The organism is Peribacillus sp. NPDC006672 (assembly GCF_050274955.1).
GTDB lineage: Bacteria > Bacillota > Bacilli > Bacillales > DSM-1321 > Peribacillus.
Genome location: NZ_JBNNOR010000024.1, coordinates 42,088 through 57,248 on the forward strand (window position 1 = coordinate 42,088; position 15,161 = coordinate 57,248).

Annotated in this window: 17 protein-coding genes and 1 rRNA gene; 1 reads left to right on the forward strand and 17 read right to left on the reverse strand. The window is 39.9% G+C overall.

Annotation, left to right across the window (positions count from 1 at the left end):
* Nucleotides 1-59 precede the first annotated feature (59 nt).
* The 5 genes from rsmA to metG all read right to left on the reverse strand — a co-directional run bounded on the left by rsmA (nucleotide 60) and on the right by metG (nucleotide 6,123).
* Complete coding sequence (gene rsmA / locus ACQKKK_RS24040; RefSeq protein WP_427619656.1) at nucleotides 60-938, reverse strand: 16S rRNA (adenine(1518)-N(6)/adenine(1519)-N(6))-dimethyltransferase RsmA; 879 nt, start codon at nucleotides 936-938, stop codon at nucleotides 60-62.
* Complete coding sequence (gene rnmV, locus ACQKKK_RS24045; protein WP_427619657.1) at nucleotides 931-1,494, reverse strand: ribonuclease M5; 564 nt, start codon at nucleotides 1,492-1,494, stop codon at nucleotides 931-933. The genes rsmA and rnmV overlap by 8 nt, the downstream gene beginning before the upstream one ends.
* A 256-nt stretch (nucleotides 1,495-1,750) precedes the next feature.
* Complete coding sequence (locus ACQKKK_RS24050; protein WP_427619658.1) at nucleotides 1,751-2,905, reverse strand: ubiquitin-like domain-containing protein; 1,155 nt, start codon at nucleotides 2,903-2,905, stop codon at nucleotides 1,751-1,753.
* A 278-nt stretch (nucleotides 2,906-3,183) separates the two neighbouring features.
* On the reverse strand, nucleotides 3,184-3,951 hold the full coding sequence (locus ACQKKK_RS24055) for a TatD family hydrolase (protein WP_427619659.1): 768 nt from the start codon (nucleotides 3,949-3,951) through the stop codon (nucleotides 3,184-3,186).
* A gap of 210 nt (nucleotides 3,952-4,161) precedes the next feature.
* Nucleotides 4,162-6,123 carry a methionine--tRNA ligase gene (metG, locus tag ACQKKK_RS24060; RefSeq protein WP_427619660.1) on the reverse strand — a complete coding sequence of 654 codons (1,962 nt, stop codon included), beginning with the start codon at nucleotides 6,121-6,123 and terminating at the stop codon, nucleotides 4,162-4,164.
* A gap of 635 nt (nucleotides 6,124-6,758) precedes the next feature.
* Between metG and ACQKKK_RS24065 the strand changes: the two genes are divergently transcribed.
* Nucleotides 6,759-7,043, forward strand: a complete 285-nt coding sequence (locus tag ACQKKK_RS24065) for an AbrB/MazE/SpoVT family DNA-binding domain-containing protein (RefSeq protein WP_427619661.1) — start codon at nucleotides 6,759-6,761, stop codon at nucleotides 7,041-7,043.
* 62 nt (nucleotides 7,044-7,105) lie between these two features.
* Here the strand turns inward: ACQKKK_RS24065 and rsmI are convergent, their stop codons facing one another.
* The 12 genes from rsmI to rrf all read right to left on the reverse strand — a co-directional run.
* Nucleotides 7,106-7,987, reverse strand: coding sequence for a 16S rRNA (cytidine(1402)-2'-O)-methyltransferase (rsmI, locus tag ACQKKK_RS24070; protein ID WP_427619662.1), 882 nt, complete (start codon nucleotides 7,985-7,987; stop codon nucleotides 7,106-7,108).
* Between the two features lies 1 nt (nucleotide 7,988).
* On the reverse strand, nucleotides 7,989-8,249 hold the full coding sequence (locus ACQKKK_RS24075; protein ID WP_251436717.1) for a GIY-YIG nuclease family protein: 261 nt from the start codon (nucleotides 8,247-8,249) through the stop codon (nucleotides 7,989-7,991).
* Nucleotides 8,236-8,979 (reverse strand): tRNA1(Val) (adenine(37)-N6)-methyltransferase, encoded by a 744-nt coding sequence (locus ACQKKK_RS24080; protein WP_427619663.1) that lies wholly within the window; start codon nucleotides 8,977-8,979, stop codon nucleotides 8,236-8,238. Before ACQKKK_RS24080 ends, ACQKKK_RS24075 begins: the two co-directional genes overlap by 14 nt.
* A 178-nt stretch (nucleotides 8,980-9,157) precedes the next feature.
* Entirely contained in the window at nucleotides 9,158-9,532 is a 375-nt protein-coding gene (yabA, locus tag ACQKKK_RS24085) for a DNA replication initiation control protein YabA (protein ID WP_427619664.1), read from the reverse strand.
* A gap of 14 nt (nucleotides 9,533-9,546) precedes the next feature.
* Nucleotides 9,547-10,377: a PSP1 domain-containing protein gene (locus ACQKKK_RS24090; protein ID WP_061440314.1), complete on the reverse strand. Its 831-nt coding sequence runs from the start codon at nucleotides 10,375-10,377 to the stop codon at nucleotides 9,547-9,549.
* A gap of 1 nt (nucleotide 10,378) precedes the next feature.
* Entirely contained in the window at nucleotides 10,379-11,383 is a 1,005-nt protein-coding gene (gene holB, locus ACQKKK_RS24095) for a DNA polymerase III subunit delta' (RefSeq protein ID WP_427619665.1), read from the reverse strand.
* A gap of 8 nt (nucleotides 11,384-11,391) precedes the next feature.
* On the reverse strand, nucleotides 11,392-11,832 hold the full coding sequence (locus ACQKKK_RS24100) for a YaaR family protein (RefSeq protein ID WP_318686181.1): 441 nt from the start codon (nucleotides 11,830-11,832) through the stop codon (nucleotides 11,392-11,394).
* 24 nt (nucleotides 11,833-11,856) lie between these two features.
* A complete protein-coding gene (locus tag ACQKKK_RS24105; RefSeq protein WP_061440312.1) occupies nucleotides 11,857-12,186 on the reverse strand; it encodes a cyclic-di-AMP receptor in 330 nt (109 codons plus the stop codon).
* A 101-nt stretch (nucleotides 12,187-12,287) separates the two neighbouring features.
* Nucleotides 12,288-12,929, reverse strand: coding sequence for a dTMP kinase (tmk, locus tag ACQKKK_RS24110; protein ID WP_427619666.1), 642 nt, complete (start codon nucleotides 12,927-12,929; stop codon nucleotides 12,288-12,290).
* Between the two features lie 39 nt (nucleotides 12,930-12,968).
* A complete protein-coding gene (locus tag ACQKKK_RS24115; RefSeq protein ID WP_427619667.1) occupies nucleotides 12,969-14,423 on the reverse strand; it encodes an aminotransferase class I/II-fold pyridoxal phosphate-dependent enzyme in 1,455 nt (484 codons plus the stop codon).
* A 236-nt stretch (nucleotides 14,424-14,659) separates the two neighbouring features.
* Nucleotides 14,660-14,878: a sigma factor G inhibitor Gin gene (locus ACQKKK_RS24120; protein ID WP_427619668.1), complete on the reverse strand. Its 219-nt coding sequence runs from the start codon at nucleotides 14,876-14,878 to the stop codon at nucleotides 14,660-14,662.
* A gap of 207 nt (nucleotides 14,879-15,085) precedes the next feature.
* A 5S ribosomal RNA gene (gene rrf, locus ACQKKK_RS24125) occupies nucleotides 15,086-15,161 on the reverse strand; the annotation flags it as partial.

A 15,161-nucleotide genomic window follows, 5' to 3' on the forward strand; every position in this document is an offset into this window, starting at 1 on the left:
AAGAAAAAAAGCCGGAAGCTGGGAGTGACCCCATTTCCGACTTGAATTTCCACATTTATTTATTTGAAATTTGGCAATAACGCATCACTCAAGCGGCCAAATTCTTTGATGCTCAGTGTTTCGCCCCGTCTTGACGGATCAACTTCCGAAGCCTCGAGAGCGGCAAGTATTAGTTCTTTTTTCGATTTACCATCTGGAAGCTGACTGGTTAAGTTGTTTAAAATCGTTTTCCGACGCTGTGCAAAGCTCGCCCGGGTTACAATGAAGAAGAAATCTTCATCAAGGACCTCGACGATCGGTTTAACCCGCCTTGTAAGGCGTATTACAGCTGAATCAACATTAGGTTGAGGCATGAATACCGTTTTGGGTACAATCATCACTGTTTCAGCTTCAGTATAATATTGAATCGCTATGGATAAAGAACCGTATTCCTTTGTCCCAGGTCTGGCGGCTATTCGATCAGCCACTTCTTTTTGCAGCATGCATACGATGCCTCTTATGGGCAGGTCCTCAGACAATAGCTTTAAAATGATGGGCGTCGTGACATAATAAGGCAGATTCGCAACAACCATTAGGTCCGAGAAGCCAGCAAATTCTTCTTCGATGACCTTCTTAACATCAGCTTTTAGAACATCCCCGTGAATGATGCTTACATTGTTATAAGGAGACAGTGTATCCGATAGGATGGGCAATAAACGCTGATCAATCTCAAAGGCCGTAACCTTTTTGCTGCTTTTCGCTAGTTGCTCAGTCAAGGCGCCGATCCCTGGTCCAATTTCGATGGCACCGCTTTCCTCTGTTAAATTTGCATGTTCGACAATACGTTTCAGGATATTCGTATCGATTAAAAAGTTTTGACCTAAGCTCTTTTTAAAGGAGAATCCGTACTTCTTCAATATATCTTTCGTTCTGACAGGGGTTGCAATATCCTTATTCATTTTTTTCCTCCTGATTTATCTGTACCATCGCTTCAGCAAAAGCCTCAGTTGATATTTGGAACATTTTTAGCCTTTTATATAACTGTTTACCATTCGTAAACCCGATTTTCAAAATAGATCCAAGTTTTTCCCTTCGTTCCTTTGCACCGGACCCTCCAATTAAACCTGCATCTATTAAATCCTGCTGTGAAATTTCTTCCGAAGCCTCTTCATCCATTAATTGGGCATCCTTTAAAGCATTACGAATTGCCTCAGGAGAAGCATGTTCCACACCTATCCCTCTCCCTGACTTAGGAAGGGCTTCCTTCTTCGTTAAAAAGGCGTGTTTACAGCCTTTTACTTGTTCTGAAATTATGCTCCTGATTTTTTGACCAGGAAAATCGGGGTCTGTGAAAATGATGGCTCCACGTGTCTTTTGTGCCAGCCTCACCTGCTCAATACAGGAATCATTCACCGCGGAACCGTTCGTTTCTATTGTATCAGCATTTACTGCCCTTTTAATCGCTACCGTATCGTCTTTACCCTCTACAACAATAATTTCTTTAATCTTTTTCATGTTTTCCTCCATGCAGAAAAGCGCAAGCGCTTTGCTTAGCTCTTGATAAACGCGTTGGACACCCACCCTTTTTAATTTCCAGGAGGAGTGAATCCAGAACAACATCTTTATGCAAATTTAAACGCTTATAATGAAATCTTATGGAATATTGAGTCGTCTATCTTATTAAAACAGTTTTACATGGGGTTTTTCAAGAAGTGGAAAATAAAACGTCAAAAAACAGGAGACGAATTCATCTCCTGCGAGAGAAACCTTATTAGTCCAATACCCGAATCTTAACTTTCTTTACACCCCAGCGATAGGCATCATTTTTTGAGGAAAAGAAGACATCAATTCTATTTCCCTTTATTGCCCCGCCTTTGTCAGCAGCTACTGCATAGCCATAGCCCTCTACATATACTTTCGACCCCATAGGGATTACGCTTGGATCGACAGCAATGATTTTCGCACCCGGATTACTCTTTAAATCCATGCCTGTTGACGTGACACCGGAACAACCCTTACAACTGGCAGTATAAGCCGTTGATGATACGTATATTTCTTTTCCACTAGTAGAACTAACATTAGTTACTCCGCGTGATGCCTGGGCAACGGTAGTTTGAGTTCCGACCGTTACAACTTTATCCTGCTTTTTAGTAACTACTTCTTCTGAAAGTAATTCTCTTTTGACCTCTTTGCCATTCTCTTTTATAACTTCATATTTCTTAGAAATGAGTCCGTCTTTTCCTTCTTTGACAATTTTCTCTTTCCCTTTTGATAAGGAGTCATCTTTTTTAGTTATGACAGCAAAGTCAACTGGTTCTTCCACTACATCGGTGACTTTTTCAACTCGAATTACGTTTACCGTATTCTCAGCTTCAACTTTTTCGGCTAATTCTGGCTCAACCCGATCCAAATCATTGAGTTTTACTCCTTGTTGCTTTAAAAAGTCAGCGACAGTAGTCGAAGTTGACCATACCTTCTTTTCGTCTCCAGCTACCACTAATTTCAGTGAAAAAGCTTTGTCTATGGAAACTTCCATATTAGCATTCAGCTTCGTATTTTTTGAAGGCGTGATCTTATCCTGTTCTTTCACACTCAGATCTTGTTCTTTTAAAAGTTCGTCTACCGTATCGGCAGTGGACCAAACTTCCTCCGCCTTACCATCTTGTACCAAGACGATTTTTTGTGCAGGCTTCCAAACCACCTCTAAATTATCTTCAACTGCTGTATCTCTTGATGGGTGGACATAATCTGCCGCTTGAACGGTAATCTCTAAATCTTTCAACATATCATTTACAGTAGCAGCGTGTGTCCGCACTACCTCTTTTTTTCCGTCTAGCATTATTGTGACTGTATGCTTTGTTGCTTGATGGATTAGTATTCCCAATGCTGTAGAAACAAGAATCGCACTGCATATGGCAATTGCCATTCTCTTCTTCCCAAAAGGTTTGGGAATAAGGTTTTTCATAGTTTTTAATAGAATGAAAAACTCCTCCTTCCTCCCGGTGATTATATAGACATAGTTATCAAGCTGTCAACCCATTCACTTCTCATTTAGGAAATTACTACCTATTATGCATATCTTATGGTGAAAAGGAAAGGACGAATTCTCGACATAATAAGCCTATCATAGGTGTAAGATTTGTAGAAATCTAAAAAAATGCGATTTTAGCTAGCGAATCCCGGGAGATATTGTAAAAAAAACTGTCAGTTAATGCCGAATAATTTCTTGGCATTTTCCGTTGTTGCCTGGGAAACTTCCTCTATTGTGAGTTGTTTGATTTCTGCGATTTGTTCTGCAACAAGCTTCACATAGGAAGGCTCATTACGCTTCCCTCTATAAGGATGAGGAGCCAAATATGGACAATCGGTTTCAATCAGTAAACAGTCTAAAGGTACGGCTGCTGCCACCTCTTTTGGCTTTTTTGCATTCTTGAAGGTCACAGGGCCACCCAATGAAATATAAAAATTCATATTGATGCATTCCAAAGCTGTTTCTGCACTTCCGCTAAAGCAATGCATGATGCCTCCCACCTCTGATGCTGCTTCCTCCTTTAATATGTTCACGATATCCGCGGTCGCTTCCCGATTATGGATGATGATGGGCAGCCCCACTTTTTTCGCCAATCGGATTTGCTTCCTGAATACCTCCATTTGAACATCTTTAGGTGATTTATCCCAATGATAATCAAGACCCATTTCACCAATAGCCACAACCTTTGGGTGATTGGATAACTCCTCGATCCATTGTAAGTCCTTCTCTGTCATATCTATTGCATCCACTGGATGCCATCCGACTGCGGCATACATGAAATCATAAGTTTCTATTAATTCCATTGCCCTTATTATAGTAGGCTGGTCAAAACCAACGACTACCATATTATTCACTCCTGCTTCCTTAGCTCGTTCTATGACATCCTCGAGATCCTCATTGAATTGTTCAGCATTAACATGTACATGTGTGTCAAATAACATTATTTTTCTTCCTTTCTAGCACTATTTTATAAAAAAATGAAGGTTTTATGTTTCACATTTAGGTAACAAAAAGATTACAAAGGAGCCTATATGCACAACAAGTAAAAATAGACCTAATAAACAAAACCTGCATAATTTACTTTCTCCAAAAACATAAAGAAAAAAACATAAAAATGTTTCATATGAAACACCTTTATGTTTTTCGTGGGTTTATTTTACCTTTGAACCATTTGGAATCGATGAATCTATTGTAGCAACTGAGAGAACACCATCCTGGCTGCCCGCCAAAATCATTCCTTGAGAGAGCTCTCCGCGAAGTTTAACAGGTTTCAAATTCGTTACGCATATCACTTTTTTGCCTACTAAATCTTCAGGTTTATAGTGCTGTGCAATGCCTGATACGACTTGCCGTTTCTCATAACCTAAATCAAGCTGCAGTTTAAGAAGCTTATCCGCTTTCTTTACCGGTTCCACTTCCATGACCTGAGCAACACGAAGCTCTACTTTTGTAAAATCATCAATAGTGATTTCATCAACCTCTTGAATCGTCTCTTCCACTTTTTCCTCGGCCACAGGGGCTCCGCCCTGCATTTGTTCTTTAATATATAAAACTTCCTCTTCCATATCCAAACGAGGGAAAATCGGCTCACCCTTCAAAACTTTTGTTTCAGCAGGAATTTGACCGAACTCCGCTAAGCTATCCCATGATTTTAAAACATCATCTTTGATGCTAAGCTGAGCAAAGATTTTTTCCGGTGTTTGCGTCAAGAAAGGCTTTAAAAGAATTGCCGTCCTGCGTAATGATTCCGCCAAATGGACCATGACACTGGCAAGGTCTTCTTTCCTTGATTCATCTTTAGCAAGAGTCCATGGCTGGGTTTCATCAATGAATTTATTAGTTCTGCTCACAAGTTGCCAAATGGATGTTAGTGCAACTGAAAATTCCATGTTTTCCATGGCTTCCTCATACTTGCCTACCGTGCTTTGGTTCATTTCAAGCAAAGCCTTTTCGAATTCGCCATTTGATCCTTCGTAACTTGGAATAACACCATCAAAGTACTTATTGACCATTGCCACTGTTCTATTTAATAAATTCCCTAAATCATTTGCTAGGTCAAAATTGATCCGTTCTACAAACCCTTCCGGTGTAAATACTCCATCAGAACCAAATGGGACTTCACGCAATAAGTAATAGCGTAAAGAATCCAAACCATATCGATCGATTAATGTAACGGGATCTACTACATTCCCTTTTGATTTGGACATTTTACCTTCTTTCATGAGAAGCCAGCCATGTGCAAAGACTTTCTTAGGAAGCGGTACGTCCAGAGCCATTAACATAATCGGCCAATAAATTGTATGGAAACGGACAATTTCCTTTCCGACAAGATGTACATCCGCAGGCCAATAATTCAAGTATTTAGAGTCATTATCCGTTCCATACCCTAATGCCGTTATATAGTTAGTCAATGCATCAATCCATACATAAATAACATGCTTTGGATCTCCCGGCACCTTGATGCCCCAATCGAAAGTAGTACGTGAAACGGCCAAATCTTCCAATCCTGGTTTGATGAAATTATTGATCATTTCGTTTTTGCGGGATTCCGGTTGAATGAAATCCGGATTTTCCTCATAAAACTTCAATAATCGATCCGCATATTTACTCATCTTAAAGAAATAAGACTCTTCTTTCACCTTTTCAACAGGTCTGCCGCAATCTGGACAATTTCCATTGCTTTCTTCCACCTGACGATCCGTGAAGAAAGATTCACAAGGTGTACAATACCACCCTTCATATTGATCCAAGTATATATCACCCTGGTCCAATAGCCTTTTAAAGATCTTGGCTACAACCTCTTTATGGCGATCTTCCGTTGTCCTAATGAAATCATCATAAGAAATATCAAGTTTTTCCCAGAGCTCTTTAATCCCTGATACGATATTATCTACATATTGCTGTGGAGTGATTCCTTCTTCAGCTGCTTTACGCTGGATTTTTTGACCATGTTCATCAGTGCCTGTTAAATACATGACATCGAAGCCACGCATCCTTTTATAACGAGCCATGGCATCCCCTGCCACTGTCGTATACGCGTGCCCTATATGTAAATTACCACTCGGATAATATATGGGTGTCGTGATATAGAATGTTTTTAATTTTTCTTGCACTTCGTTCCCTCCTCATCTTTTGCAAAACCGCTTTAGGACTGCCCAAAGCCATAAGACTATATATTAAAGCTATTATCTCTATTTTAACGCTATATATGATTCTACGCGACAATAATCACTAATCAAATCCTCATGTTAATAGAATTAAAAATATTATAAGTAAATGTCATTTTAAAAATAAGGATTCATGATGAGCTTTCCTTGTCAGCATTACCTCTTACCTCAACAAAATATACCTAAAATTCTTTTTTTGTGCAACAACTCACATATTTGAGAATTTTTTCAGAAAATTATCCTTAATTCAGAACTTTTGTTTTGAAACTAAATTGCATTTAATCATATAATAAAGATGGAGAAGTATGTTCCTACATGCACACTTTGTCGAATTGTGGTGAATTGAGTAATTCTTTGCAGCCTATTATTTCTTGAATTATAAAAACATAAACATTTTTTTCTCTTTAAAAGTCTTTTTTTCATCGGAATGCAGCCACTTTCTTTTTTACAAAAAAATGAAAATAAATCATTGACGAATTTGGGAATGGCTGGTATTATAAATCTATAAAAAAATTTGTCGAATAATGGCGAAAAAAATAGAAATAGGGTACTAGATTGTAACTGAGAGGAGAATTTTTTAAATGAAATCTACAGGTATTGTTCGTAAAGTTGATGAGTTAGGCCGGGTGGTTATTCCAATCGAACTTCGTCGTACATTGGGTATCGCTGAGAAAGACGCTCTTGAAATCTATGTTGATGATGAGCGCATTATCTTGAAAAAATACAAACCAAACATGACTTGCCAAGTTACAGGTGAAGTTTCCGATAATAACCTTACACTTGCTAATGGTAAATTGATTCTTAGTCGTGAAGGTGCTGAATTACTTATCCAAGAAATTCAACAAAACTTCACTACTGCTAAATAAATAAGCATAAAAAAACTTCCGATCTTCGGAAGTTTTTTTATGCTTATTTATCGTTATAATTATTATTGTATATCAATGTGATACGCTTGATATACATCGCGTTTTTGTATATTGCGATCTTTTGCGACCTGCTTGATTGCATCCTTTGAATTGAGCTGCTTGTTTTCTATATAATGATTAACATGACCGACTAAATCAAGTGCCGCCCACCAAGCTTCCTCAGATTCATCCTCAGTCAATTGTCCACCTTCTATTATTAAACAGAACTCACCGCGAATCTCGGATTCCATCGCCCACGTCAATGCTTCACCTACCGTCCCGCGAATGAACTCTTCAAATTTCTTAGTTAATTCGCGGCATAATACTATACGACGGTCACCTAAAATTTCATGCATATGTTTCAATGTTTCTTTTAATCGATGTGGCGATTCATAAACGATCCATGTGGATTCCATTTTTTTTAACTTTTCCAACTCCTGCTTTTTTTCTTTTGCTCCCCGTTGTAAAAAGCCATAAAAGTAAAAAGGCTGTGGAATGAGTCCAGATGCAATCAATGCAGTTAATGCAGCATTGGCACCCGGCAACGGTATGACTTTGAACTGTTCAGCAATGGCATCTTTGACCAGTTCATATCCCGGATCGGATATCGTTGGCAAGCCAGCATCACTTACCAATGCGATGACCTCTCCTGATCGAAGCCTGTCAAGTATCTGCTTCCCGCTATACTCCTTATTATGTTCATGGTAACTGACGATAGGTGTCGAAATTTCAAAGTAGTTGCATAATTTCTTCGTATTTCGCGTATCCTCAGCAGCAATGACATCCGCTTCCTTTAAGATTCTTAAAGCCCGGAAACTCATATCCTCAAGGTTTCCTATCGGTGTAGGAACCAGATATAGAGCTGGCTCCAATCCTTCTTTTTCAAAACTCTTTTGCTGCCACATATCATGTATCCTCCTTTGCCATCCACTTTTGCTTTTGTTTTCTTGTTAATTGCTTAAATTTATATTCAGCCTGCATGGCCAATGTCTGTGTTTCGAATATTTCATGATAAATCAGTTCAACCGGGGTTCTGCCTCGTGTATACTTTGCACCCCTGCCTTGATTATGAGCATCAATCCTACGGGCCAAATTATTTGTATACCCAGCATAATAGCTGCCATCTCTGCATTTTAAAACATAAAAATAATGCTTATTCCTCTCCATATAAAATCCTTCTGATTTCCGGATTATACTCATTTTGATCATTATATACAACAAGCGGAGGAAGAATCTTCAAATCAGGGTTGCCGTCCTTTATCCCTTCTATAAGAATCGTATTCGCTTCTTTTGAACTCTTTGGATAAACGAATTGCAGTCGCTTCGGTTCAATTCTGTACATCCTCATGAAACGCAGGATATCCATCAGACGGCCCGGTCTATGAACGAATGCCGCTTTCCCACCTTGACGCAGCAATTGACTTGAAACACGCATGACGTCCTCGAGATTACACATTATTTCATGTCGGGCAATTGCAAAATGCTCATTTTTGTTCATTTCCTCGATAGATGGCGTCGGGAAATAGGGTGGATTGCAAGTAACCACGTCATACTTACTATACCCTATCTGTTTTGGAATTTCTTTTATATCCCCATGAATCATCTCGATCCGGGAGGATACGCCATTATAGTCCATGCTCCTCTGAGCCATGTCATATAACCTTTCTTGAATTTCAACACCGGTAATTGTCCCTTTCGTTCTTGTACTCAGCAGCAAAGGTATGACCCCATTCCCTGAGCAAAGATCTACGATTTTACCTTTTTGGATCGGTACATTTACGAACCTTGATAATAAAACGGCATCTAATGAAAAAGAGAATACTGATGGGCTCTGGATGATCCTTAAATTCTCAGCCAATAGATAATCCAGGCGTTCATCTCCTTTAAGTTCTACCATTGCTGTTACCCTCCTAATTATCTATGGAAAACGCATGTTTAGGGTCCATGCTTCGACATTCGTATCGTACAAAAAGGGGTCTGACTCATAGTATGCGTCAGACCCCGAATCACTATATATTGTAAACGGTCTATCTATCACGTAAAAGAGATGGAACATCTTTTATATTATTCCATTATCACTTCTTGTTTAAAAAAGATAAACAGAACAGGCAATCTCCTTCTTTTCGTAAACTGCCAAAATGCAGATTGCAAATATGGAAGCCTTCTTGATAGATACGGGCTAGATTATCATAGCCTTCCCCGATATCCATAACCTTGTCCGTACTAGCAGTACGATTTTTCACTTTTTGTTTAACCTTTACTGCAGCAGGCGCACTTTCGACTTCCACAAGGCCTAACCGATTACGCAAGTGCTCGTTCTCTAGCTTGAGCGACTGATTTTCCTCAAGGATCTCAGCTAAGTTCTGCTTCAATTCTCCAAGCTGCTTATATAATTGGCCTATCTGGGTTTCCATATTGGTCACTGACTCAAAAATATCTTTCTTATCCACGCTCTCCCACCACCTTAATAATCTGTGGCTTGAATAGAAACGGCTCCCTCTTTTAGAATCTCATCAAGAGTATACTCTAATACTCTTTCCTGCTCGATTAGTTCAATCTGAAGTACGCGTTCTAGAATATTAAGCCCCACTACCTTGCCTTTGCCACCAGGCGTATTAATCATTTCACCTAAATCAGGAAGCATTTCCTTCGCACTTTCATACTCGTCATTTTCATATTTCAGACAGCACATCAATCGACCGCATAATCCTGAGATTTTTGTAGGGTTTAATGATAAATTCTGATCCTTCGCCATTTTGATGGAAACCGGTTCAAAATCTCCAAGAAATGTGGAGCAACAAAGCATTCTGCCACAAGGTCCAATGCCACCAAGCATCTTGGCCTCATCCCTTACCCCAATTTGGCGCAGTTCTATCCGAGTTCTGAATATGGCAGCTAAATCTTTGACTAAATCACGGAAATCCACGCGACCATCCGCTGTAAAATAAAACACGACCTTATTTCTGTCGAAAGTATATGACACATCAACCAGCTTCATATCCAGCTTATGCTCAACAACCTTTTGGCAACATATAGAGTAGGCCTCTTCTGCAGCCGCCTTGTTCTCATCAACAATCAGCTTATCCTTTGCATCAGCGACCCGAAGTACTTTTTTTAATGGCAGGACAACATCGTTTTCATCTACTTGTTTACGGGCTGTAACAACTTTACCGAATTCAACACCGCGGACAGTCTCCACTATTACAAAATCGTCCTTAGGAATAGCGAATTCACCCGGATCAAAGTAGTATATTTTGCCCGCCTTTTTAAAACGGACACCTACAACATCATACAAATCATGATCCCTCCTGCAAATTCAGCACAAGCTGTTCCATCAACAGCTGTGGATTCGTGTTGGACATCAACTTCCTTTTTGCTTCCAAAATACAACTCATATGTTCAGCAAGGCGTCTTGGGGAAAGATGAAGAGCGTGAGTTTCAAATTCCTTCAGTTTATTTTGGAATACAACGAAGTCCTTTTTGTCCAACTGAATGTATAATAAATCCTTATATATAAGAAGTAACAAATCAAGACCTCTGTCAACCTGTTCTCTTTCTTTAAAGTGTGCAAACCAATCTGTCTGAAGGTACAACAATGCCTTCAAGGAATTAAGTTTTAACACTTCATATAATTTTACCACTATTTTTTGAGCTTGTACAAACCATTCATCATTGCTAAGCTCGATTCCAGCTTCCACATTCTGTGTTATATTTGCAATAACCGAGGCAAGCTGCGGTTCTAAATCCTGTTCTATCAGCTTCCGTTTCACATTCTCCGGGGATAATGGTTTGAACGAAATCACTTGGCATCTTGATAATATGGTCGGTAGAATCCTCTGAAGCTGTTCGGTCATCAATATTGCTACGGTATCGGCCGAAGGTTCTTCTAAAAATTTCAATAGACTGTTGGCTGCCCCCACTGACATTTTGTCCGCATCAGCAATCATATAAACCTTTCGATCCGCCTCTACGCTTTTTTTCGAAAATTCTTCTTGGAGCCCCTTTATTTGTTCTTTCTTTATTGAAAGACCGTCTCTTTCTATCAAATGGACATCAGGATGGTTCCCACTGGAAATCCGTTTGCAATTCCGGCAAAGTTCGCATGGTTTATAACCCGCTTTAGGTGCTTCACATAGTAAGCTTTTGGCAAAGGTTTTGCTTATATCTTGCTTACCCGTCCCTTTTTCCCCTTCAAATAAATACGCATGAGCCACCCTGTTCTTCATTATGCTATTTTGCAGCATCATCATTACCTGCGGCTGAATTTGACTCATGTCCTGCCATGTTTTATCCAAAACCATCAACTCACTTAAGTATATAAATTAATCAGAAGACCTTTAATTTCACCTATCATTTCTAATATTTCAAGCGAGCTTTTCTCTTTATTTAGAATTTCCTCGCTTAACTCCACTAATCTTGCATCTATCGTTTCCACGGTTTTCAACGGCCGGCTCTGTCCATATTGGTTCCAGCTAGTGGATTGCTTCAGTTCCAGTCCATATTCAACCGCTTCTTTAACAAACCGTTTCACTAATGCTTTATATTTTGCCAGTTCCCTAAAAGTACGTGACCTTACTAAACGCTGTCCCGCCCCTTCTATATCGCCTATCAAACGGTTTAATGTTTGGATTTGCATTTTTTGATCCTGTGTCTGGACCATTTGTTGAAATCTTCCATTACCGATTTGAAACTGTTTGGCATCCTGTCGCGATTTATCCAGCTTAATAGGGGTATCATGGTTGATTTTCATAATGAACCTCCCTGTAACTAACCGTTAAAATTGTAAAAAGTTTTCAACCGGCAGAACAAAAATGGTCGCACCGCCTACTTGAATCTCCACTGGGTAAGGTACATAGGACTCGGCATTCCCGCCCATCGGAGAGACCGGTGATACTAACTGGGATCGTGACTGACAATTCTGTTTGATGATCTGGATAGCTTGGTCAACACGTTCATCCTCTGTGCCAATCATAAAAGTCGTATTACCTGATTTTAAAAACCCGCCAGTGCTGGCTAGCTTGGTAGTTCCGAAATTATTTTCCACTAATTCATTTAGCAGGCGATGACTATCCTTATCTTGAACGACAGCAATGATCATTTTCATTCTCATCATCCTCCAGTTACTCTGAATTTTTCCTAACTCCATTATAGCAACTAGTCTTTGCCTGGAATAGTATTCGGCTGAATAATATGGAAACCTAATATTTAATTCCTTGTTTTTTCTAAAAAATTAAACAAACCGGCTTTCGTTTCTTCAAAAACTTCATCAACTGCCCGTCCTGCATCAACGATAATGAAACGGTCTTCCCATCTACTTATAATGGACTGATACCCCTCACAAACTTTTTTATGAAAGTCCAGTGCTTCTAGATCCAGCCGGTTCACTTCCCGTTCCCCATTGGACTGGATACGTCTCAATCCTTCTTCTGGATCTATATCAAAAAAGAAAGTGGCATCGGGCATCATATCTCCAATTGCGAACTTATTGATACTGTAAACCTCTTCAATATCCAAGCCTCTTGCATGACCTTGATAGGCTAACGAGCTATCTATAAATCGGTCACAGAGGACAATTCCCCCTCGTTCCAACTCCGGCATGACCACTTCCACCAAATGCTGACGTCTTGCCGCTGCGTATAATAAGGCCTCTGTTCTCGAGTCCATAGCTGTATTATCTTTATTAAGGATCACTTCCCTAATCTGCTCCGAAATGGGGACTCCCCCTGGCTCACGCGTTAATAGGACTTGGTAGCCTTCTTGTTGCAGAGCCTTGCCAAGCATTTGGGTAATTGTTGTTTTCCCAGCACCCTCGGGCCCTTCCATTGTTATAAAAATACCACGTTTCATCGATGTACCTCCAAGGTTCTTTGTTTGTAGTATATCATTTTAACCAGCATGCCTGCTTTCATAAACGATCAACTCTCCGTTTGAAAGGGAGGAACCGCCATGAAACCTTGATCCCAGTTCAAGCAGCCTCTTCAAATTGGTAATATGATCCGGCGTAATCATTTCCCCGGACATAATTAAAGGGATTCCTGGCGGATAAGGGATGACCATCTCGGCAGACACCTCTCCTACAGCTTTTCTTAATACAACCGGTCTCGATTTGCTATGCTTCATGACGGAGTAAGGCATTTCTAGACCAGTCATCGAATTTCCATCAAACCAGCTACCCACTTGATTCGCTTCCCCGTTTCCAGTTCTGTCTTTAGTCGCACTTTTTATATTTTGAACGATTTCTTGAAAGGGAAAATCGTTACTCATTTTCAATAAGGGCAAAATCATTAATAAATTCTTAGGGTCAGCTAATTCAGTAAAAATGCCTTCGGCTTCACATAGCTGCTGTAACTCAAACCCGCTTAAACCATTTGTTGATTGAATGACTACTTTCAACGGGTCTGCTGAAGTACCTGGTGGCGCCTCTAACACCCTTACTGTTTGTAGGGCGCCCAATTCCCGTCTGAAATCTGATATCATTTTAATAAGGGATCTTTTATCCTCTAATGTAAAAGCGGCTAAGTACGCTCTGGCTAAGTCGAGCGATCCCATAATTGGGTAAGACGGGCTGCTAGACTGAAGCATTTGTAAATAGAATGATACTTGACCCATATCAACTAAGGATGAATTGACATGAAGATATGACCCCATCGTCATAGCCGGCAGTGTTTTATGTGCTGAATGGACAACGGCATCTGCCCCTGCGAAAATAGCTGTTTTAGGAAACGGACTTCCTAACTGAAAGTGAGCGCCATGTGCCTCGTCCACCAGTACCGGGATTCCCTTTTGATGTGCCAGTCTCACCAATTCCGTCAAGTCTTCACCAAGACCATAATAATTCGGATAGGTTACAACGATGGCTTTAACATCTGGATGGGCGCCCAAAGCTTCTTCAATTAATTTTGACCCTACACCACCAGCAATTCCCCATGTCTCATAAAAGTCCGGTTGTAAAAAAAGCGGCTGTACATTCGCTAACATCAATCCATGTAAAATTGATTTATGGCAATTTCTCTGGACAAGCACTTTATCACCTTCGCGGCAGGTAGCAAGAATCATCGCAATGTTGCCTACCGTTGATCCATTAACCAGAAAGTAACTTTTCTTTACCCCATATAAATCAGCGAGCAGTTGCTCAGACTTTAAAATGGCGCCCTCTGGAGCATGCAGGTCATCTAAACCGCTTATCTCCGTGGCATCTATACCAAGCAGGGGGTTATATATCGCTTCGCCCTTTTTACTAAACACCCATCCATTTTTATGTCCTGGGACATGCAGGGATATTGGTCTTTTTTTATAAAAAGCACTCATTGCATCGAACAATGGTGTCTGTGATTGATTCATTTTTCTCTTCCCTCAAATCATAGTATTTTTTCATTTTATCAAATAAGTCCAAATTTATCTCTTATTGCGTCGACAGAAAGGCAATTATGTATCTTCGACCACTCTGTTTGGAGGGGACATACAGAAACGCAGCTTGTTACCAAGCATTCTTCTAAAGTACCAAAAAAAGAGTCAGAGAATAAAGAAACACTCCTTTCTTCATTCTCTGACTCTTTAACTTTTCACAAACTACTTTTTCATGAAAGTATTTCAGGATTATTGATTTTTCTTAATTGCTTTAAGTAATATTTGTACTTGGGATCGTTCGTATCCGTCCCGATCATATCTCTTTCACATTCCTCACAAATAAAAGTCGTATATAGATGTATTCCCATCCCTTTTATTTGTTCACAAACCACGCACGATTCCCCTGCCGTTGTTTTGGTTGTTGTTGTCCCCAACATCTCCACCTCCATACCTGCATTCTCCCCAAAAACCACTGTTCGCATACATTAATTTAAATAGTTTAAGAGAACCGGGGATGCTTTTAACAATGTATGATGAAGTTTTTCAATACGTGTATGTCTTTATAAAAGTTTCCTTAATTGATAAACCCTTTATATCTAATGATTTTTCTTTTCATTCAACAAAAAAGACCAGCCGGATGGCTGATCTTGTAAATGGCTTGGCGGCGTCCTACTCTCACAGGGGGAAACCCCCAACTACCATCGGCGCTGAAGAGCTTAACTGCCGTGTTCG